Consider the following 21320-nt stretch of genomic DNA (forward strand, 5'->3'; position numbering starts at 1 on the left):
TGATGAATCAGGCATTTATCTGTGATGCGGTGCGGACGCCGTTCGGCCGCTTTGGCGGTACCCTGGCCACCCTGCGCGCCGACGATCTGGCGGCGCTGCCGCTGAAAGCGCTGCTGGAGCGCAACCCGGGACTCGATCCGGCGCGTATTGACGATGTGATTTACGGCTGCGCTAACCAGGCGGGGGAAGATAACCGCAACGTCGCGCGCATGGCGCTGCTGCTGGCCGGTCTGCCGGAAAGCGTACCGGGCAGTACCGTAAACCGCCTGTGCGGTTCCAGCCTTGATGCGATCGGTATCGCAGCGCGCGCGATTAAAAGCGGCGAAACTCAGCTGATGATCGCCGGCGGCGTGGAGAGCATGTCGCGCGCGCCTTTTGTGATGGGTAAGGCCGAAAGCGCCTTTAGCCGCACGATGCGGATGGAAGATACCACCATCGGCTGGCGCTTCATTAACCCGCAGATGAAAGCGCTGTACGGCGTGGATTCGATGCCGGAAACGGCGGAAAACGTGGCGGACGATTTCGCCATTTCGCGGGAGGACCAGGATGCATTTGCGCTGCGTAGCCAGCTGCGTACGGCGGCGGCGCAGGAGGCCGGACGCTTTGCCGACGAGCTGATCGCCGTCTCGGTGCCGCAGCGTAAGGGCGAACCGCTACTCTTTAGCCGCGATGAGCACCCGCGCAGCACCACGGCGGAGGCGCTGGCCAGGCTGCGCGGCGTGGTGCGCGCCGACGGTACGGTGACGGCAGGTAATGCTTCCGGAGTCAACGACGGCGCCTGCGCGCTGCTGCTTGCCAGCGAGCAGGCGCTGGCCGCCAATGATTTACAGCCGCTCGCCCGCGTGGTGGGCGTCGCGACGGCTGGGGTGGCGCCGCGTATTATGGGATTTGGCCCGGCGCCGGCGGTACGTAAGGTGCTGGCGCAAACCGGGCTAACGCTTGGGCAGATGGACGTCATTGAACTGAATGAGGCCTTTGCCGCTCAGGCGCTGGCGGTAACGCGCGATCTGGGTCTGCCCGACGATGCGGCGCACGTCAACCCTAACGGCGGCGCGATAGCCCTCGGACATCCGCTTGGCGCCTCCGGCGGCCGTCTGGCAATGACCGCGGCGTACCAGCTGCGCCGTACCGGCGGGCGCTATGCGCTGTGCACCATGTGTATCGGCGTCGGTCAGGGGATCGCGCTGATTATAGAACGCGTTTAAGGAGCCATAATGAGTTTGTTGACCCCGATGATGCGCACCAGTCCGCTGACCGCCTTGTTCAGCGATGCGCAGCGGGTACAGGGGATGCTGGATTTTGAAGCCGCGCTGGCTCGCGCTCAGGTCGAATGCGGCCTCGTGCCGCAGGCGGCGCTTAATCCCATTATCGAGAGTTGCCGGCACGAAAACATCGACTTTGCCGCGCTGGGGCAGGCCGCCGCCAGCGCCGGGAATCTGGCGATCCCGCTGGTCAAACAGCTGACCGCGCGCGTTAAACAACGGGATGACGCGGCGGCGCGCTACGTACACTGGGGGGCGACCAGCCAGGATGCTATCGACACCGGCTTTATCCTGCAGCTGCGCGGCGCGCTGGCGGAAACGGACTCCCTTCTGCAGCAACTGCTCGACGCGTTAGCCCATCAGGCGGCGCGCTATCAGGATACGGTGATGCCCGGGCGTACCTGGATGCAGCATGCGCTGCCGGTCACCTTCGGTCTGAAACTGACCGGGACGCTGGATGCGCTGCTGCGCTGGCAGGTGCGTCTGCGAGAGATGCGCTCAAGGGTGCTGGCGCTGCAGTTTGGCGGCGCGGCGGGCACCCTCGATTCCCTTAAAACGCAGGCGCCGCGGATCGCCGGCGCGCTGGCGAAAACCCTCGACCTGCAGCTTCCGGACGCGCCGTGGCACAGCCAGCGCGACCGGCTGCTGGAGGTGGGGGCATGGTACGCGGGCGTCTGCGGCACGCTGGGTAAATTCGCCAATGATTTTTCTCTGCTGATGCAAACCGAGGTTGCAGAGGTGGGTGAACCGGTCGCCGAAGGGCGCGGCGGATCGTCTACCATGCCGCACAAACGCAATCCCATCTCCTGCGCCGCTATTTTGACCGCCGCCCAGCGTACGCCCGGGCTGGTGGCAACGCTCTATGCCGGGCAGATCCAGCAGCACGAGCGGGCGCTGGGCGGCTGGCAGGCGGAGTGGGAAACGCTGCCGGAGCTGATAACCCTCGTTGGCGGCGCGCTGGCGCAGAGCGAAACGCTGGTCCGCGACATGCAGGTCTTCCCGCATAAGATGCGCGCCGACCTCGATATCACCCATGGCCTGATTATGGCCGAGGCCGTCACTCTGGCGCTGGCGGAGTTTGTCGGCAAAGCCGAGGCTCATCACCGGGTTGAGGCGCTGTGTCGCCAGGCGCTGGATGCGTCACGTTCGCTGTTAAGCGTGCTGGAAACCGATCCGCTGGTCAGCGAGCATCTCTCCGCCAGCCGCTTAACCCAACTGCTGGACCCGACAACGGCGACCGGCAGCTCAGCACTCTTCGTGCGCCAGGTTGTGGCGCGCTATAAGGAGCAACGTTATGAATGTTGATTATCAGATAGACGGGCCGCAAGACGCGCCGGTCATCGTTCTCTCTAACTCGCTGGGCACCACCCGGGCGATGTGGCAGCCGCAGCTTGAGGCATTAACGCAGCATTTTCGCGTGCTGCGCTACGATACCCACGGCCATGGCGCCACCCGTAAAAACGGTAAGGTGACGCTGGCGCAGCTCGGCGAAGATGTGATTGCGCTGCTCGATCATCTTAATATCGCTAAAGCCTGGTTCTGCGGAATTTCAATGGGCGGCCTGACCGGCCTGTGGCTGGGGCGCTTTGCCCCTGAACGTTTTCAGGGGCTGGTCGTTGCCAACACCGCTGCGCGTATTGGCGACCAGGCCGGCTGGCTGTCCCGCGCCCGCACGGTGCGTCAGGAAGGGATGGCAGTGGTCGCCGCAGGCGCCGCGGACCGCTGGTTTACCCACGCATTTCGCCAGAAGACGCCGGAAGTGGTGGAGGCGTTGTGTCACCAGCTGACCCATATCGATGCTGAAGGCTATGCGGCCTGCTGCGAAGCGCTGGCCGCCGCCGATCTGCGTGGGGAGGTCGCGCAGATCGCGATTCCGGTGCTGATCGTCGCCGGAGAAAGTGACCCTGTCACAACGGTGGCGGACGCCAACTTCCTGCATCAGCAGATCCCGGTCTCTGAAGTCGTCGTGCTGGCGGCTTCACATTTATCGAATATCGAAGCGCCGCAGGCGTTCAGCTCGGCGCTGCTGGGTTTTGTTCAGGGGGAAAAGCATGGACGATAAACAGCGGTATCAGCGGGGAATGGAGGTCCGGCGGAAGGTGCTCGGCGATGCTCACGTCGATAAGACGCTGGAAAAGCTGACGCCGCTGAATGAAGCGTTCCAGGATTTTATTACCCGCTACGCCTGGGGAGAGACCTGGACCCGGCCGGGGCTCGATCATCATACCCGCAGCATGATCACTATCGCCATGCTGATTGCGCTGAACCGCGAAGCAGAGCTGAAAATGCATCTGCGCGCGGCGTTTAATAACGGCGTCACCCGCGATGAGCTGAAAGAGCTGATTATGCACTCCGCGCTCTACTGCGGCCTGCCCGCCGCCAACGCCACGATGCATCTGGCGCAGCAGGTGTTTGACGAGATGGATGCCGTTTAGCCGCCAGGCAGGTTTGTCGCACATCTCAGGCCGTCATGCGACGGCCTTCGACGGTTACCCGCCGCCAGGGGCGGGTAATATCATCCTCTTTGCTGCGAACAGCCTGCGCACTGCTTATTCTGGATCTGCTGGAAGAAGTCATTGCCTTTGTCATCCACCAGAATAAACGCCGGGAAGTTTTCCACTTCGATTTTCCAGATGGCTTCCATCCCCAGTTCAGGATAGGCCACGCACTCCAGGCTCTTGATGCTCTGCTGCGCCAGCACCGCCGCCGGACCGCCGATGCTGCCGAGGTAAAAACCGCCGTGTTTATGACAGGCATCGGTGACCTGCTGGCTGCGGTTGCCTTTGGCCAGCATCACCATGCTTGCGCCGTGGGATTGCAGCAGGTCGACGTAAGAGTCCATTCGGCCTGCGGTGGTCGGGCCAAGGGAGCCGGACGCATAGCCTTCCGGGGTTTTCGCCGGGCCGGCGTAGTAGATCGGATGATCTTTGACGTACTGCGGCAGTTCTTCACCGTTATCGATAAGCTCTTTCAGCTTCGCGTGGGCGATATCGCGGGCCACAATAATGGTGCCGTTGAGCGTCAGACGCGTCGAGACCGGATGGGCGGAAAGCTGGGCCAGAATCTCGCTCATCGGCTGATTAAGATCGATGCTGACGACCTTGCCTTCGCCCTGCTGGCGCAGATGTTCGGGAATATACTGACCCGGGTTGCTCTCCAGTTTCTCAATCCAGATCCCCTGGCGGTTGATTTTGGCTTTGATATTGCGATCCGCCGAACAGGAGACGCCCATGCCCACCGGGCAGGAGGCGCCGTGGCGCGGCAGGCGGATGACGCGGATATCGTGGGCGAAGTATTTGCCGCCGAACTGCGCGCCGAGACCGAGGTTTTGCGCCTCCACCAGCAGTTCCTGCTCCAGCTGAATATCGCGGAAGGCCTGGCCGTGTTCGTTGCCTTCGGTCGGCAGTTCGTCGTAATAGTGGGTAGAGGCCAGCTTCACCGTTTTTAGCGTCGCTTCTGCCGAGGTACCGCCAATCACAAAGGCGATATGGTACGGCGGGCAGGCGGCGGTACCGAGCGTGCGCATCTTCTCAACGAGATAGTTTTTCAGCTTCGCCGGAGTGATTAACGCTTTGGTTTCCTGATACAGATAGGTTTTGTTGGCCGAGCCGCCCCCTTTGGCCATACAGAGAAATATATATTCGTCGCCGTCGACGCTGTAGAGGTCGATTTGCGCAGGCAGGTTAGTCCCGGTATTGACCTCTTTGTACATATCCAGCGCGGCGTTCTGTGAATAGCGCAGGTTATCCTCGGTATAGGTGTTATAGACGCCGCGGGCGAGGGCCGCTTCATCACCGCCGCCGGTCCACACGCGCTGGCCTTTCTTACCCATAATAATCGCCGTGCCGGTATCCTGGCAGGTGGGCAGCACGCCTTTAGCCGCGATTTCAGAGTTGCGCAGGAACTGCAGCGCCACGTACTTATCGTTATCGCTGGCTTCAGGGTCGAGAAGGATCTGCGCGACCTGTTTTTGGTGGGAAACGCGCAGCATAAACGCCGCATCATGGAAGGCCTGCTGTGCCAGAAGGGTGAGGGCCTGAGGGTCTACTTTGAGGATCTCCTGGCCTTCAAATTCGGCCACGGACACGTGCTCTTTGCTCAGCAGATAGTATTCAGTCTTATCTTTTGCTAGCGGAAAGGCTTCCTGATAGACAAATGGTTTAGTCGACATTGCTTTGCTCCCTAAGAGTAAAACCGCCGGGGTTCGGCCCGACGGTTATGAATCAGAACATCATGGACATCCACGGATAGCCAATCAGCAGCAGGGCGGCCAGGAAGATGGCGCCGAAAATGGTGCCGAGACGCCAGTAGTCTTTGGTCGGCAGATAGCCGCTGCCGTAGTAGATTGGGCTGGGGCCGGTACCGTAGGGGGTGATAATCCCCATCACGCCGAGCGAGGTCACCATCAGCAGTACGAACACCTGCATATTCATCCCCGGAATGGTGGAGGCGATAGTCAGCATGGCCGGCAGCAGCGCGGTGGTGTGCGCGGTGGTGCTGGCGAACAAGTAGTGCAGCAGATAGAACGCCAGCAGCAGGACGACGGTCGCGACGCCCGGGGAGATGCCGCTCATCAGCGCGCCGCCTTCTTTACCCAGCCAGGCGATAAAACCGGTGGAGGAGAGGCCGTCGGCCAGCGCCACCAGGGTCGCGAACCAGGCAAAGGTATTCCACGCCGCTTTGTTGCTGGTGATATCGTTCCACGAAAGTACGCCGGTCCACAGCATCAGCACGATAACCAGCAGGGCGGCCAGCGCCGGTTCAATCCATTCGGCGGCGAAGATCCACATCATCAGCGCAAAGCAGACGAAGACCAGCAGCAGAATTTCATTGCGCGACAGGCGGCCTAGTTTTTCCAGCTCGCGGGCGGCCCACAGCGGCACTTCATCGTTGACTTTCACTTCCGGCGGGTAGAACCAGTAGGCCAGCAGCGGCATTGCCAGAATCAGCAGGATACCCAGCGGCAGGAAGGCGATAAACCAGGTGCCCCAGGAGATATTAATGCCGACGATGCTTTTCACCAGCGCCAGCGCCAGCAGGTTCGGCGCCAGTGCGGAGAGAAACATCGAGCTGGTGATACAGGCGGCGGTAATGGCCACCCACATCAGGTAGGAGCCGATACGGCGCGCGCTCGGGTCGTTGGGCTTAGAGCCGTACAGCGGCGGCAGGTTAGCGATAATCGGGTAGATAGTCCCCCCGCTGCGCGCGGTGTTGGAGGGGGTAAACGGCGCCAGCAGCAGGTCGGCGAAGGTGATGGCGTAGCCCAGCGTCAGGCTGCGGCGGCCGAGGTACTTCACCAGAATAAGCGCCAGACGGCGGCCAAACTGGGTCTTATCGTAGCCGGCGGCAAACATAAAGGCGCCGAAGATAAGCCAGACGGTGGAGTTACCGAAACCGCTCACCGCCCATTTAAAGGAGGCGCCGGCAAGCTTGAACCCTGGCGCGGCCAGCTGTTCAGGGCTGAACAGCAGCCACTGGCTGCACAGCGCAATCACCACCACGCCGGTAATACCGATGACCGCGCCGGGCAGCGGTTCGAAGATCAGACCGACGATCACGCCGACGAAAATGGCAAAGTAGTGCCAGGCGTAAGGAGGAAGGCCGTCGGGCACCGGGACGAATAAGAGTAAGACGGCAACGATAATGGGCATCGCCATCATCAGCAGACGTTTATAAGCAGCATTTGTTGCTGCACCGGCAGGCGGTATGGTTGTCTTTTTCTCTTTCATAATGAGTATCTGCAAGTAGTTAAAAATAGGGTTTGGTCATCGCTTAACCGTTCGATTTCTTTAGTTGCAAAACTTTCTTTAATTATTAATTGTCGATTTTGGTTATTGCGCTGACCATTATTTAACGCGCTTCGTTGGGCGTTAAATTAAAATATTGGGTTATTTATATATTGCGCTTTCATGCGCCGTTGCAATTGATTTAGATCAAAAAAAGCGGATTGTTAGCCACTTTTTTATTATTGCGGATAACCCTGTTTAGTGAGGTGTTTATTTGTCTGAAATTTGGCTTAATGTTAAATCACGAATGATTCCATGAACTGATAATGTATTTATCTTATTGAATTTTATTATTTTATATTGATATCCTCCTGGCGGTACATGTTAAAAATGGTTTCAGATTTGTTATTGACTATATCCACTATGTGAACGAATTATATTTAATTAATAATACAAAGGAGGTATCGATGTTATTGTTGGTATTAAATAGTTTTTTAACTAACGTAATTATTTTGGTAACTAAAAAAAGCGCTATATTATTGGCATGACTTAAGGGATTACCAAATACAAACAAAAACAATTCCGTCACCCAATTCTCAATTTTCAATATTTAAAATCTGGAGCGTCATTATGACCAGTCATCCACGAATTTTGCGTCCTTTTACTTTACCGAACGGTACTGAGCTTAAAAACCGCCTGTTAATGGCGCCGATGACCACCTGCACCGGTTATTTTGACGGTACCGTGACCAGCGAACTGGTTGAGTACTACCGCGCTCGCGCAGGCAGTATCGGCACCATTATCGTTGAATGCTGCTTTATTGATGACTACGGTCTGGCGTTCCCCGGCGCCATCGGTATCGATAATGATGAAAAAGTGGCTGGCCTGGCGAAAATTGCCGCCGCCATCAAGGCGGAAGGGTCAAAAGCGATTCTGCAGATCTACCACGGCGGCCGGATGGTCGACCCGCAGCTTATCGGCGGACGCCAGCCGGTGGCCCCGAGCGCGATTGCCGCGCCGCGCGATGGCGCAGCAACCCCCCGCGCGCTGAGCGGCGCTGAAGTCGAGGGCATGATCGCGAAGTTTGGCGAAGGCGTACGCCGCGCCATTCAGGCCGGTTTCGACGGCGTCGAAATTCACGGCGCGAACACCTATCTGATCCAGCAGTTTTATTCGCCAAACTCTAACCAGCGCGACGATGAATGGGGCGGCAGCCGCGATAATCGCGCGAAATTCCCGCTGGCGGTACTGGACATCACCCACAAAATGGCCCGCCAGTACGCCGACGATGCCTTTATTATCGGCTACCGCTTCTCCCCGGAAGAGATGGAAGTCCCCGGTATCCGTTTTGCTGACACCATGTATCTGCTGGAAAAGCTGGCCGCCCGCGGCGTCGACTATCTCCACTTCTCGGTTGGCGCCACGCTGCGACCCTCGATTGTCGATACCACCGATCCCACGCCGCTGATTGAAAAATATTGCGCCATGCGCTCCGAAACCCTGGCTCAGGTGCCGGTGATGGGCGTGGGCGGGGTAGTGAACGCGGCCGATGCCGAGCAGGGTCTGGATCACGGCTACGACCTGATGGCGGTGGGCCGCGCCTGTATCGCGTATCCTGACTGGACGGCGCGCATTGCCGCTGGCGAAGATCTGGAGCTGTTTATTGACAGCACCCAGCGCGAAGCGCTGAACATCCCGGAACCGCTGTGGCGCTTCTCGCTGGTGGAGGCGATGATCCGCGATATGAGCATGGGCGACGCCAAATTCAAACCGGGGATGTTCGTCGAAACCGTTCAGGACGACGCTAACGAGCTGGTGATCAACGTCAGCCTGGAAAACGACCGCATTGCCGATATCGCACTGGCGGCAAGCCCGGTACAGACCGTCGAGTTCACCACCAGCTTTGAAGAGATCCGCGAGCGGATCCTCAGCGCCAACACCCCGCACGTGGATGCGATTTCCGGCGCAACCAGCCAGAGCGAAGCGGTGAAAAAGGCGGTTTCCAAAGCGATGCTGAAGTCCAGTAAAGCGCTGGCCGCCGAAGAGGGCGCGGGCGATGCGGCGCCGAAAAGCTACGATGTGGTGGTGGTCGGCAGCGGCGGAGCCGGTCTGGCGGCCGCGATTCAGGCACACGATGAAGGTGCGAGCGTTCTGATCGTTGAAAAAATGCCGACCATCGGCGGTAACACCATTAAAGCTTCTGCCGGGATGAACGCCGCAGAGACCCGCTTCCAGCGCGTGAAAGGTATTGAAGACAGCAAAGAGCTGTTTTACCAGGAAACGCTGAAAGGCGGTAAGAACAAAAACGACCCGCAGCTGCTGCGCCGCTTCGTGGAGAATGCGCCGGAGGCCATTGAGTGGCTGGCGCGTCGCGGCATTATGCTTAACGATATCACCACTACCGGCGGGATGAGCATCGACCGCACCCACCGTCCGCGTGACGGGTCGGCGGTCGGCGGCTACCTGATCAGCGGCCTGGTGCGTAACATCACCAAACGCGGTATCGATGTCCTGCTGGATACGTCGGTGGAAGAGATCCTGATGACCGACGATGAGGTGAGCGGCGTGCGCCTGCTCACCGATGAAAACGAATCCGTAGTGGTACAGACGAAGAGCATCGTGGTGGCTACCGGCGGCTTCAGCGCCAACAGCGCGATGGTGGTGAAATACCGCCCGGATCTGGCGGGCTTTGTGACCACCAACCATAAAGGGGCGACCGGCGGCGGTATCGCGCTGCTTGAACGCATCGGCGCGGGCACCGTGGATATGGGCGAAATTCAGATTCACCCGACCGTCGAGCAGCAAACCTCGTACCTGATTTCCGAGTCGATTCGCGGCGGCGGGGCGATACTGGTGAACCCGCAGGGCAACCGCTTCTTCAACGAAATGGAGACCCGCGATAAGGTTTCCGCCGCGATTATCGCGCTGCCTGAGCACTTCGCCTATATCGTCTTTGACGAGCACGTCCGGGCGAAAAACAAAGCCGCCGATGAGTACATCGCTAAAGGTTTCGTCACCAGCGCCAGCTCGCCGCGTCAGCTGGCGGAGAAACTGGGGATGGATTACCATGCTTTTCTCAATACGCTGGAACGCTACAACGGCTTTGTTGAAAAACAGCATGACGATGACTTTGGTCGTACCACCGCGCTGCGTGCGCCGATCAATGAAGGCCCTTACCATGCGATTCGTATCGCCCCGGGGGTTCACCACACGATGGGCGGCGTGACCATTAACACCGATACCGCGGTGCTGAATGCCGGTCATCAGGTGATTGCGGGCGCTTTTGCCGCGGGCGAAGTGGTTGGCGGCATTCACGGCGGTAACCGCATCGGCGGTAACGCGGTGGCCGATATCATTATCTTCGGGACCCTCGCGGGCCATCAGGCGGCGAAACGCGCCAGAGGTTAAACGTCAGCGACACCCGCCGGGCTGGCAAATAGACGGCCCGGCTTCTTATCTCTCTAGGAGTGCGATATGTCCGACAACCGCGTCTACAGCTACTCCGCCGTACTGATGGGTTCGCCCATCCTCCTCAAGCTCTACGTTCACGATGAACCGCTTGCCTCCCGCGTCTTTCAGCTGATTAAAGGCTATGAAGATCTTTTCACCGTTAACCGCGCGCACTCCCAGGTGATGGATATCAACCATGCCGCCGGGCGGCATCCGGTGACGGTGAGCCGCCCGGTGTATGCGCTGATTAAATGCGCCAAAGCCGCCAGCATGGTGCGGGACAGCGCGTTTAACCTGGCGATCGGCCCGCTGGTGAAGCTGTGGCGCGTTGGTTTTCAGGGCCAGAGCGTGCCCGACCCGCAGGATATTGCCGCTCGCCTGACGTTAACGCGTGCGCAGGATGTGATCCTCGATGACGCCGCCAGCAGCGTCTACCTTGCGCGGACGGGAATGGAGATCGATCTTGGTGCCATCGCGAAAGGCTATATCGCCGACCGGGTGCGCGACTATTTGCGGCAGCAGGGCGTGAACGCCGCGCTGATTAATCTCGGCGGCAATGTCCATACCCTGGGCGAATGGTCAATCGGGCTGAAAAAACCGTACTCAGCGGCGGATGCGCTGATTGGCAGCATTGCGGTGGCGGGGCAATCGGTGGTGACCTCGGGCATTTACGAACGCTACTTCGAGCAGGACGGCAAACGCTGGCACCATATTCTCGACCCGCGCAGCGGCTACCCGCTGGATAACGAGCTGGAGAGCGTAACGATTATTTCCGCCGACTCGCTGGACGGCGATATCTGGACCACCCTGATCTACGGTCTTGGCGTAGAGAAAGGCTGCGCGGCGCTGCGCCAGCGCGAGGATATCGAAGCGATTTTCGTCACTAAAAATCGCGACGTTATCCTCTCTTCACAGCGTCGTTTCCGCTTTCAGCTGCTGGATGACGGCTACCGGCTTACTGGCTGTACTGCTTAAGCAGGCCGTACTGTTCCGCTATCAGGTGGTAGCGGTACACCGGACGTCCCGTGGCGCCGTAGTGGATACTGGTGTACAAAATATTAATTTGCGCCAGCCAAATCAGGTATTTGCGGCACGAAACCCGGGATATATTTACCGCTGCCGCCAGTTCGTCGGTGGAGAACTCCACGTCCGGATGGGCATCAATCCACTGACAGAGGGTGCGCAGCGTCTGGGGCGTCAGGCCTTTCGGCAACTTGCGGGCGTCAGCGGCTTCCGGTACGCCGCCGTGCAGCAGCCGGTCGACATCCGCTTGTTCATAATAGGGTTGACCGGTCATCAGCTTACGCTTTTCGCGCCAGGCGGTGAGCGCCTCTTCAAACCGTGGAAACTGGAAGGGTTTGATCAGATAGTCCACCACGCCGTAGCGCATCGAGGCCTGAACCGTCGAGGCATCCGCGGCGGAAGTAATCATAATCACGTCGATGGCCCGTCCGGACGCGCGAATGGCGGGCAGCAGATCCAGACCGCTGTCCTGCTGCATATAGACATCCAGCAGCACCAGGTCTATCTCCAGATCCTTGTCGTTAATCATCTCCCTGGCTTTACTCAACGTAGACGCCGTGCCGCTGCAGCGGAAGCCGCTGACCCGTCCCACGTACAGGCGGTTCAGTTCGGCAACCATGGCATCATCGTCAACAATTAATACATTTATCACGCACTTTTCCTTTTACTGTCCCACGGGAGATGAACAAAAAATTGAGTAAATACGCCGGGTTCGGATTCCACGGCCAGCGATCCGCCCAGTTCGCGAAGCTGCTGGCTGGCGAGAAACAGCCCGACGCCGCGGTTTTCGCCTTTGGTGGAGAAGCCTTTATTAAAAATATCATCGATAAACGCTTCCGGGATACCGGGACCATCATCGCTGACTTCGCCGCTTAACCAGCCGTTCTGGTAATGCAGCAGCAGGCCGACTTCGCCTTCGGCCTGGCCGCTCATGGCATCCAGCGCGTTCTCGATTAAATTACCCAGAACCGTAACCAGTACGGTGACCTGTTTTTCATTCGGGCAGTCCGGCACCAGGCTCTCATCGGCGAGAGTGAGGGTAAAACCCCGCTCCTTAGCGCGCTGAATTTTACCGATCAAAAAGCCTGCCACTACCGGTGATTTAATCCGGTGCTGGATTTCGCCGATATCCGCCTGATAGGTGTGGGCGGTCTGCAGCACGTACTCTTCCAGCTTATCGTAGCTTTTCATATTCAACAGGCCGAGGATCACGTGCAGCTTATTCATAAATTCATGGGATGTGGTACGCAGGGCGTCCACATAGTTCACCATCCCGTCAAGCCGCTGCAGCAGCTGGCTGACTTCGGTTTTGTCACGGAAGGTGCTGATGGCGCCGACCACGTCATCCTCGTCGCGGACGGGGACCGTGTTGCTGATCAGCAGCAGACCGTTACAGCCCAGCTCCCGATCGTAAATCGGCTCGCCGGTTTGCAGCACTTCCTGCAAATCCGCCAGCAGCGGCGTTTGCGCGATATCGTTCCCGGGGCCGTTAAACAGAATGTCGCGCGCGGCGGGGTTAATCAGCGTCACCTTGCCGTCCGTATCCACCGCCACGACGCCCTCTTTTAATGAGTGCAGCATCGCCTGGCGCTGCTGGAACTGCGTTGAGATCTCCTGCGGCTCAAGGCCCAGCAGGACGCGCTTCAGGCCGCGAACCAGGCTCCATGTACCGACGGCGCACACGAGCGCGCTGAACAGCACGGTCAGAATCACATCCCAGCGGCTGGCGGCGATCTGCGTATCGACTTTGCTCAGCGAAATGCCAATCGCCACCACGCCGATTTGCCGGCGGCTATCGTCAAACACCGGGGTGAAGACGCGCAGCGCCGGAGCCAGCACGCCGTGGTTGACGGCAACGTTCTCTTTGCCCGCCAGCGTGGGCCGGATGTCATCGCCGATAAAAGGTTTGCCGATAATCTGGCTATTGGGATGCGAGTAGCGAATGCCGTCCATATTGGTGACGACGGCAAACAGCAGGCCATTGCGCCGGGTGACGGCCAGCGCCAGCGGCTGAATAATGCCGCTGTCCGGCGGCAGCGTCAGGCCGCGCTTGACTTCCGGGGTGTCGGCCAGCGTCCGCGCCACCGCCAGCGCCGTATCTTTCACGCCGTCGCGGGTGGCGCCGCTAATCTGCATAAACCACAGGGCATAGACCAGAATCAGTACTGAACCGATGACGCTGCCGATCATTAAGGTCACGGCGGTGCTCAGCTTCATGCTCATTGCGCGTTTACGCGCGGGCTGCTGCGCGAATTCATTCATACCGACCCCAGGAGAAAACGGATAGAGGCGTATTATCGCTGAATGCGCGGTTTTCATAAAGCCGCGTAATACAAGCAAAATCAGCCAGACGGCAATTCTGGCGGACGCGATTTGCCGCCGACGGCCAGCAGATAGTCAATAAACGCCCGCAGCGGCGATGCCATCTGCTTACGGCTGGGGTAGTAAACGTAAAACCCGGGAAAAGCCGGGGTCCACTCTTTCAATAGCTGGACTAGCTGGCCTGTCTCCAGCCAGGGATCGACCTGATGGGCAAACTGATAGGCAATACCGGTGCCCTTGAGGGCTAACGGCGTCAGCATGGCCGGTTCATCGACGACGATCGGCCCTTTGACCGCAATCTCGTAGCGTTCGCCGTCGCGCTGAAACTCCCAACGATAAACGCTGCCGTCGCTGGGCCTGCGATAAGTCAGACAGGGGTGCTGTAGCAAATCCTGCGGCTTTCTCGGCTGCGGCGCTTGCGCCAGATAGTGCGGAGAGGCGACGACTTTCATTTCAAGGTCGCCGCTCAGCCTGACGGCAACCATATCCTGATGGAGCTTTTCACCGAGACGAATTCCGGCGTCAAAACCGGAAGAAACGATATCGACTAAAGCATCGTCGGTAACAATATCCAGCTCAACGTTGGGATAGCGTTGCATAAATCCGCCCAGCAGCGGCGCCAGATAATGAATCGCGGCGATGCGCGACACATTGAGGCGCAGGCGGCCCGCGGGCGCGCTGGCCGTCCGGGCATCGGTAACCGCGTCTTCCAGCGCCGCCAGCGCAGGAGCCAGCCGCTGCATCATGCGCTTGCCGGCCTCGCTCGGCGCGACGCTGCGCGTTGTCCGGTGCAATAAACGTACGCCGATGCGCTCCTCGAGACGACGGATGGTTGCGCTTAAGGTGGAGGTCGTGACGCCGAGATGCGCCGCCGCCCGGGTAAAACTGCCTTGCTCAACGACCATCGCGAAGGCTTTTAATTCAGCAAAATCACTTCCGCGCATTATGGCTATTACCCCAAACAGTCTTGTTGATAATACTGGTATTATCAAACAGTTCTCCGCAGGTTACCATCCTGATAAATGTGATTACGCAGAGAGGGGCAATGACCATGGCGAGATTTAGCGCAAAAAGAGTTCTTATCACCGGTGCGACAAGCGGAATCGGGCTTGCCGGGGCAAAGCGCATCGATAGCGAAGGCGGTTGGGTGATCGCCACCGGGCGCGATCCCAGACGGCTGGCGTCTCTTCGCCGGCAGCTATCGGATCGGGCGCGGGTCATTGACAATGATGCCAGCGATCCGCTGACCGGCGAGGCGTTGGCCGAGGCGATCGATTCATCCGGCGGGCTTGATGGCCTCTGGCTCAACGCCGGATACGCAGCGGTTGGGGAGCTGTCGCAGGTGGATGCCGCGGCCTTTGATCGCATGATGGCGACCAACGTGCGCGGGCCGGTTCTCCAGATGGCGGCGCTCGCCGGAAAGCTTAATGCGGGAGCCTCGGTGGTGGTGACGGCGTCCACTTCCGCTTATGAAGGGGCCGCGGCGGCAAGCCTCTATTCGGCGACCAAAGGCGCGCTGATTTCGTTAACCCGCTGCTGGGCCTCGGCGTTAGGGGAACGAAATATCCGCGTTAACGCGCTGGTTCCCGGCCCGATTGACACCCCATTTCGCCATTTTATGCGCGACGAGGTGCGCCGCGAATTTGAAGCCTCGGTGGTGAGCCGCCTGGCGCTTCACCGCCAGGGGACGGCGGCTGAAGCGGCTGATGTGGCGCTGTTTCTGCTTTCCGACGCGGCGTCCTTCGTGAGCGGTAGCCAGTATGTCGTGGATGGCGGCCTGACGTTGCGCTAATAGCGCATTGGCCTCGCCTCGCAACCTCGGCGCGCCGAACGCGCCGCTGGTTGGATAACGACCAATCGGCAGCTGAATGGCTTCAGGGGGATGAAAACTGTGACTCCGGTGGCGGTAAAGCGCGTCGCTTAAGCTTTACACTGCCATTAATAGCCATGGTCAATGAAAGGGTTTGCCTCAGGCCTGCGCTTTCGTCCCGGAAGGTTCTTTCGCGTTTAAATGGAGGTTTTTATGAGCAGTAAGCCAACCGCTTCAATGATGGAACGACGCCACCCTGAAACCACCCATATTGATAGTCTTGCCACCCTCGATATGCTGATGCTGCTGCATAAGGATGATAAGCGGATTGCCGATGCCGTTGAGGCCTGTTTGCCGGCGATCGCGCGCCTGATGGATAACGCGACGGCGACGCTCAGCCGGGGAGGGCGGCTGGTGATTGTGGGGGCCGGGGCATCGGGTCAAGCCGCCGCGCAGGCGGTGAATGAATTTACCCCGGAGGGAAAACATTCGCTTGTCGCCCTTATCGCCGGAGGAGCGACCGCCGCGCGGCAGGAGATGGAAACCGCCGCGAGTCATTACGATCTTGGGGCTTTCGAACTTGAGGCTCTACGATTCAGCAACCAGGATATGCTGCTGGCGCTGACGGTTAGCGGCAAAACGCCGTGGGTCTGGGGCGCGATGCGCCACGCCTGGTCGCTGGGGGCGCCGATTGCGGTTGTGACGCAGCAGCCCGCCAGTGAAGCCGCGCAGCTGGCGGATATCATTATCGCCCCGCAAACCGGGCCGGAAGCGGTGGCGGGTTTCGGGAATCCGAAAGCGCGCATTGCGCAGCGGCAGATCCTGACGATGCTGACCACCGGGCTGGCGATTCGCGAAGGACGGGTCTATGAAAACCTGCGCGTCGATCTGCAGGCCAATACGCCGCACGAGGCCGAGCGGCAGATAGCGATCGTGATGGCGGCAACGGGGGGCTCGCGCAGCGAGGCCAAAGCCGCGCTGGCCAGCTGCAATCAGCACTGCCGGACGGCAATACTCATGCTCCTCAGCGGGCTGGATGCCTGGCAGGCGCGCGAGCTGCTGGCAGAGCATAACGATCATCTGCGGATTGCGCTACGCGCGGCGCAGACGGTTGCCTGAACTTAACCCGACGGCGCGTATTTCCACAATACGCGCCGGATAACGCAAAATAATCTGGCCATCAACAGCATCGTTATTCCATACTCTTCATCCGCTTACCCGGGTTTAATTCCCCTTTTGAAAATGGCGATCGCAAGGCGTATTTATTGCTGCTGGCGAGGGATTTACTTTTTTAAGTTAAAAAACCAGGTTAACAATAATTAGCTATGTGTGCGGATGTGTAAATGATATTTTAAAATAAAGTAAAAGTGCGTTAATATGCACGCTCTTATTACACTTGTGCTATGTGATATTTCTATTATGCCTGCAATTAAAAATACGATTATATCTATGACCGCATTAGCGATGTTCGTCAGCTCGGCGACCTTCGCAAATGACGATACCTCGAAAAAAACCGATTTCCTGCTGATTGGCGGCGGTATTATGAGCGCGTCGCTGGGGACCTGGCTGCAGGAATTACAGCCGGACTGGAAACAGGTGATGGTTGAGAAGCTGGATGGCGTCGCGCTGGAGTCCTCTAACGGCTGGAACAACGCCGGTACCGGGCACTCCGCGAATATGGAGCTGAACTATACGCCGGAACGCCCGGACGGCACCATCGACGTCAGCAAAGCGCTGGATATTAACGAACAGTTTATGATCTCCCGCCAGTTCTGGACGGCGCAGGTCAAACGCGGCATTTTACACGATCCGCACTCTTTTATTAACTCCACGCCGCACATGAGTTTCGTCTGGGGAGATAACGTTGATTATCTGCAAAAACGCTACGCCGCGCTGCAGCAAACGACCTTATTCCAGGGGATGAAATTCTCTACCGATCACGCGCAAATAAAACAGTGGGCGCCGCTGGTGATGGAAGGGCGCGATCCGCAGCAGCGCGTTGCGGCAACCTGGACTCCGGTGGGTACCGACGTTAACTATGGGGAAATAACCCGCCAGCTGATCGGTAGCCTGAAGAAAAATAATAACTTCACGCTGCAGACCTCTTCAGAAGTCACCGATTTTAAACGCAATGCCGATAATTCATGGCACGTGACGATTAAAAACGTTAATAGCGGTGAAGAGCAGGCGATCGATGCGAAATACGTATTTATCGGCGCCGGCGGCGGCGCGCTGAAATTACTGCAAAAAACCGGTATTCCGGAAGCGGATAACTATGCGGGTTTCCCGGTAGGCGGCTCTTTCCTGATGACCGAAAACCCGGCGGTGACCAATGCGCACCAGCAAAAAGTTTACGGTCAGGCCTCTGTAGGCGCACCGCCGATGTCGGTCCCGCATCTTGATGCCCGTTTCCTCGACGGCAAGCGCGTGGTGCTGTTTGGGCCATTCGCCACCTTCTCGACGAAATTCCTGAAAAACGGTTCGTTCTTCGACCTGCTTAGCACCACCACCACCGATAACGTCCTGCCGATGACCCACGTAGGTCTGGACAACTTCGATCTGGTGAAATACCTCATCAGCCAGGTGATGCTGAGCGACGACGACCGTTTTGCGGCGCTGAAAGAGTATTATCCTGGCGCGCGTAAAGAGGACTGGAAGCTGATCCAGGCCGGTCAGCGCGTGCAGATCATCAAAAAAGATGCAGAGAAGGGCGGCGTACTGAAGCTGGGTACCGAAGTGGTGGTCGATCAGCAGAAAACCCTCTCCGCGCTGCTGGGCGCTTCGCCGGGGGCTTCTACCGCCGCGCCGATTACCCTGAACGTTCTTAAGCAGATGTTCCCTGAGCAGTTCCATTCAGCGGAATGGCAGCGCCGTATTCACGATATCGTCCCGAGCTACGGCCAGAAGCTGAACGGCAACGTCGCGCTGACCCAGCAGGTTTGGGATGATACCGCGGCGGCGCTGCAGCTGACCAAACCGCCGGTGATTGAGATGAACGCCACCGCGCCGGTGATGACCGCCAAACCGGCAGAGCCGAAGGCGGAAACGTCGCCGCAGCACGATATGGCGCTGTAAGCCCACGTCGTTGACATTGCCCGGTGGCGGCTGACGCTTCACCGGGCCTACTGGCCTCTCTTCGCTGCCCCGGCGAAAACGTGACATTGCTCTAATCTCTCCCCCCGCGCTGATATCCCCCTTCCGGCTAATCCTTCATTCGTTAATTGTGGTTATACTGTCTTGAAATCACGAAAGAAAATGCTAATGAAGACCGAAACGCGGAGCCCAGGGCAATGAAAGACGACATTAATCAGGACATCACCTTCCGCAAGCTGTCGGTATTTATGATGTTTATGGCGAAAGGGAACATCGCCAGAACCGCTGAGGCCATGCAGCTGAGCGGCGTCAGCGTCCACCGGGCGCTGCATACGCTGGAAGAGGGCGTCGGCTGCCCGCTGTTTATTCATAAAGGGCGCAACCTGCTGCCGCTCCCGGCGGCGTGGACGCTGCTGGAGTACTGTCAGGACGTTATGAGCCTGATGACCCGCGGCCTGGAAGCGACGCGTAAAGTAGCCGGCGTCGGGCAGGGGCGGCTGCGCATCGGCACGCTTTACTCCCTGACCCTTGAAACCGTGCCGCGCATTATTATGGGCATGAAGCTGCGTCGGCCGGAGCTGGAGCTGGATCTCACCATGGGCTCCAATCAGATGCTGCTGGATATGCTGGAAGATGACGCGCTTGATGCGATCCTGATCGCCACCAACGAAGGTGAATTCAATAATTCGGCTTTTGATGTGGTCCCGCTGTTTGAGGACGATATCTTCCTCGCCGCCCCGGCGACGGAACAGCTGGATACCACCGCTCCCGCCGAGCTGCGCGATTACGCCAGGCGCAAGTTTGTTTCGCTGGCGGAAGGGTTTGCCACCTATGCCGGATTTCAGGACGCCTTCCAGGTGGCCGGATTCGAGCCTGAAATCGTCACCCGGGTTAACGATATCTTTTCGATGATTAGCCTGGTGCAGGCGGGCGTAGGCTTTGCGCTGCTGCCGGGACGAATGAAAAAGGTGTATGAAAACGACGTACAGCTGCTGAAGCTGGCGGAGCCGTATCAGATGCGCCAGCTGATCTCCATTGTCTACTCACACCATCGCGAGCGCGACGCCGACCTGCTGGCGCTGGCGGCAGAAGGGCGGATGTACGCCCGCAGCCTCAGCCGTTAAGCCGGTTCGCCAGGTGACGGGCAACGTCGATACCGCTGCGCTCCAGCGCAATACACTCCCCCTGCCAGCCCGCCTGGCGGGTGAGACAGGTCAGCACGCCGCCGGGCGGCATCTCGATCGCCAGCCGCGCGTCCCGTTCATCAGCGGCGATCATCGCTTCCTGCCAGCGCACGGTTCGCGCCATATTCCGCGCCAAATCGTCGGCAATGCTTAACGGGTCCCATAAAACGCGCGCCGTGGAGCCGCTCAGATAGGCGCAGCGCGGGCGCTGCAGCGTGACGTCAGTGAACGCTTTTGCCAGCTTAGCCGCCGGTTCATCCAGCAGCGCGCAGTGGGAAGGTACGCTGACCGCCAGCCGCTGTGCTTTACCGGCGCCAGCCGCCAGCGCCAGCCGGGCCACGCGGGCCATCTCGTCGTCGCGTCCGGCAATGACAATCTGCGTTTCCGCGTTCAGGTTGGCAATATAGAGGTCGCTGTCGGCAATCAGCTTTTCCACGCGGTCGAGCGTCAGGCCCATAATCGCCGTCAGCCCGTAGCCGTGAGGATAAGCCTGCTCCATTAAATCGCCGCGCAGCGCCACCAGCCGCAGGGCGTCGGTGAAATCCAGCGCGCCGGCCATCACCGCCGCCGGGAAAGCCCCTATCGACAGGCCGCTGACCATGTCCGGATTTACTCCCTGACGCTGCAGCTCCCGCGCCCAGGCTGTGCCTGCGATCAGCAGGCACAGCTGCACCGCACGGGTATGTTTTAACGCGGCGGCGGTATCTAAATGGTCTACTTCATCGCCGAGCACGGTTCGCGCTTCAGCGAGGATATTCTGGCGGTCGGGAAGCGCGGCGAGCATATCCGGCCGCTGGTTTCCCTGACCGGGAAAGGTAAAGAGAATTTTCATGCTTCCTCCCTGTTCCACGGCGCAGCGGTCAGGCGCGCGCCGCGGGACGTTTTCAGCAGGACGCGGCCATCGCGCAGCCACTCATTTAGCGCGAAAGCCCCTGCGGGCGTTTCGACCTGGGTATCCGCCCGGCAGGGCAGCTGCGCGACGCGGGACTGCCAGGCGAGCAGCGCTTCGCGTGCGATCGGCTGCGGCGCGCGGATCAGCAGATCGAGATCGCTGGCGGCGTGAAGCACCGGAATCTCGGTGGCCAGCGCGTAGCCGGTGCTGCCGGTAATGCCCCAGCGCCACGGCCAGGGGTGTAAGGTCAGTGATATCGCCGCCTGTACCGGCGGCTGGGAGACAAACGGCGAGCGCAGGAGCTGTTGGCGATCGGCGAGGGTTTCCGGGCTGACGGTACGGACGATATTTTCCCTCTGTACCCAGGCTGCGGCCCGCTGATCGCGCTTCATCCCCCGTACGCCCACCGGAATGCGGGCGTTAGCATCAACGTCGCGTCGTACCACCACCGGCAGGCTAATACGCCAGTGCTGCGCGACCCAGGACTCCTCAATCGCCTCCAGCGCGGCGGCATTATTCAACCAGACTAAATCATGAGGACGCGGCGTTGATGACATC

General features: G+C 59.2%; 17 protein-coding genes. 10 read left to right on the forward strand and 7 right to left on the reverse strand.

Annotated elements, in window-relative coordinates:
- The first annotated feature begins 2 nt into the window (after positions 1-2).
- Genes pcaF through pcaC form a run of 4 tightly spaced genes read left to right on the forward strand, consistent with a single transcriptional unit; the run spans position 3 to position 3697 of the window.
- Complete coding sequence (gene pcaF, locus MKleb_RS12250; RefSeq protein WP_004851337.1) at positions 3-1205, forward strand: 3-oxoadipyl-CoA thiolase; 1203 nt, start codon at positions 3-5, stop codon at positions 1203-1205.
- 9 nt (positions 1206-1214) lie between these two features.
- Positions 1215-2567 (forward strand): 3-carboxy-cis,cis-muconate cycloisomerase, encoded by a 1353-nt coding sequence (locus MKleb_RS12255; RefSeq protein ID WP_025105806.1) that lies wholly within the window; start codon positions 1215-1217, stop codon positions 2565-2567.
- Positions 2557-3324, forward strand: a complete 768-nt coding sequence (gene pcaD / locus MKleb_RS12260) for a 3-oxoadipate enol-lactonase (protein WP_025105805.1) — start codon at positions 2557-2559, stop codon at positions 3322-3324. The genes MKleb_RS12255 and pcaD overlap by 11 nt, the downstream gene beginning before the upstream one ends.
- Complete coding sequence (gene pcaC, locus MKleb_RS12265; RefSeq protein ID WP_025105804.1) at positions 3314-3697, forward strand: 4-carboxymuconolactone decarboxylase; 384 nt, start codon at positions 3314-3316, stop codon at positions 3695-3697. The genes pcaD and pcaC overlap by 11 nt, the downstream gene beginning before the upstream one ends.
- Positions 3698-3777: 80 nt before the next feature.
- On the opposite strand, the gene fumA is transcribed toward pcaC, so the two are convergent.
- Both fumA and MKleb_RS12275 read right to left on the reverse strand, forming a co-directional pair.
- Positions 3778-5433, reverse strand: a complete 1656-nt coding sequence (fumA, locus tag MKleb_RS12270) for a class I fumarate hydratase FumA (RefSeq protein WP_217076710.1) — start codon at positions 5431-5433, stop codon at positions 3778-3780.
- A gap of 52 nt (positions 5434-5485) precedes the next feature.
- Entirely contained in the window at positions 5486-6991 is a 1506-nt protein-coding gene (locus MKleb_RS12275) for an anion permease (protein WP_004851326.1), read from the reverse strand.
- A 627-nt stretch (positions 6992-7618) separates the two neighbouring features.
- Between MKleb_RS12275 and MKleb_RS12280 the strand changes: the two genes are divergently transcribed.
- Both MKleb_RS12280 and MKleb_RS12285 read left to right on the forward strand, forming a co-directional pair.
- Entirely contained in the window at positions 7619-10396 is a 2778-nt protein-coding gene (locus MKleb_RS12280; protein ID WP_025105802.1) for a flavocytochrome c, read from the forward strand.
- Positions 10397-10462: 66 nt separating this feature from the next.
- Positions 10463-11413: an FAD:protein FMN transferase gene (locus MKleb_RS12285; RefSeq protein WP_025105801.1), complete on the forward strand. Its 951-nt coding sequence runs from the start codon at positions 10463-10465 to the stop codon at positions 11411-11413.
- Here the strand turns inward: MKleb_RS12285 and dcuR are convergent.
- From dcuR to MKleb_RS12300, 3 genes are all read right to left on the reverse strand, one after another.
- The gene (gene dcuR / locus MKleb_RS12290; RefSeq protein WP_025105800.1) at positions 11394-12113 is read right to left on the reverse strand and encodes a two-component system response regulator DcuR; all 720 of its coding nucleotides are present in this window, start codon (positions 12111-12113) and stop codon (positions 11394-11396) included. The two genes, MKleb_RS12285 and dcuR, sit on opposite strands and share 20 nt — an antisense overlap.
- On the reverse strand, positions 12110-13723 hold the full coding sequence (locus MKleb_RS12295; protein WP_032750118.1) for a sensor histidine kinase: 1614 nt from the start codon (positions 13721-13723) through the stop codon (positions 12110-12112). Before MKleb_RS12295 ends, dcuR begins: the two co-directional genes overlap by 4 nt.
- An 80-nt stretch (positions 13724-13803) precedes the next feature.
- Positions 13804-14727: a LysR family transcriptional regulator gene (locus tag MKleb_RS12300; RefSeq protein ID WP_025105798.1), complete on the reverse strand. Its 924-nt coding sequence runs from the start codon at positions 14725-14727 to the stop codon at positions 13804-13806.
- A 107-nt stretch (positions 14728-14834) separates the two neighbouring features.
- On the opposite strand from MKleb_RS12300, the gene MKleb_RS12305 reads away from it, so the two are divergent.
- From MKleb_RS12305 to MKleb_RS12320, 4 genes are all read left to right on the forward strand, one after another.
- Positions 14835-15575, forward strand: a complete 741-nt coding sequence (locus MKleb_RS12305) for an SDR family oxidoreductase (protein ID WP_025105797.1) — start codon at positions 14835-14837, stop codon at positions 15573-15575.
- A 231-nt stretch (positions 15576-15806) separates the two neighbouring features.
- A complete protein-coding gene (locus MKleb_RS12310) occupies positions 15807-16712 on the forward strand; it encodes an N-acetylmuramic acid 6-phosphate etherase (protein WP_025105796.1) in 906 nt (301 codons plus the stop codon).
- 300 nt (positions 16713-17012) lie between these two features.
- The gene (mqo, locus tag MKleb_RS12315; protein WP_025105795.1) at positions 17013-18668 is read left to right on the forward strand and encodes a malate dehydrogenase (quinone); all 1656 of its coding nucleotides are present in this window, start codon (positions 17013-17015) and stop codon (positions 18666-18668) included.
- A gap of 215 nt (positions 18669-18883) precedes the next feature.
- Entirely contained in the window at positions 18884-19810 is a 927-nt protein-coding gene (locus tag MKleb_RS12320; protein ID WP_004135593.1) for a LysR family transcriptional regulator, read from the forward strand.
- On the opposite strand, the gene mdcH is transcribed toward MKleb_RS12320, so the two are convergent.
- Together mdcH and MKleb_RS12330 are read right to left on the reverse strand one after the other, a co-directional pair.
- On the reverse strand, positions 19800-20702 hold the full coding sequence (mdcH, locus tag MKleb_RS12325; RefSeq protein WP_025105794.1) for a malonate decarboxylase subunit epsilon: 903 nt from the start codon (positions 20700-20702) through the stop codon (positions 19800-19802). The genes MKleb_RS12320 and mdcH overlap by 11 nt on opposite strands.
- Positions 20699-21319, reverse strand: coding sequence for a malonate decarboxylase holo-ACP synthase (locus MKleb_RS12330; RefSeq protein WP_025105793.1), 621 nt, complete (start codon positions 21317-21319; stop codon positions 20699-20701). The genes mdcH and MKleb_RS12330 overlap by 4 nt, the downstream gene beginning before the upstream one ends.
- Position 21320: the final 1 nt, after the last annotated feature.

The organism is Klebsiella sp. PL-2018 (assembly GCF_019048985.1).
GTDB classification, from domain to species: domain Bacteria; phylum Pseudomonadota; class Gammaproteobacteria; order Enterobacterales; family Enterobacteriaceae; genus Klebsiella; species Klebsiella michiganensis.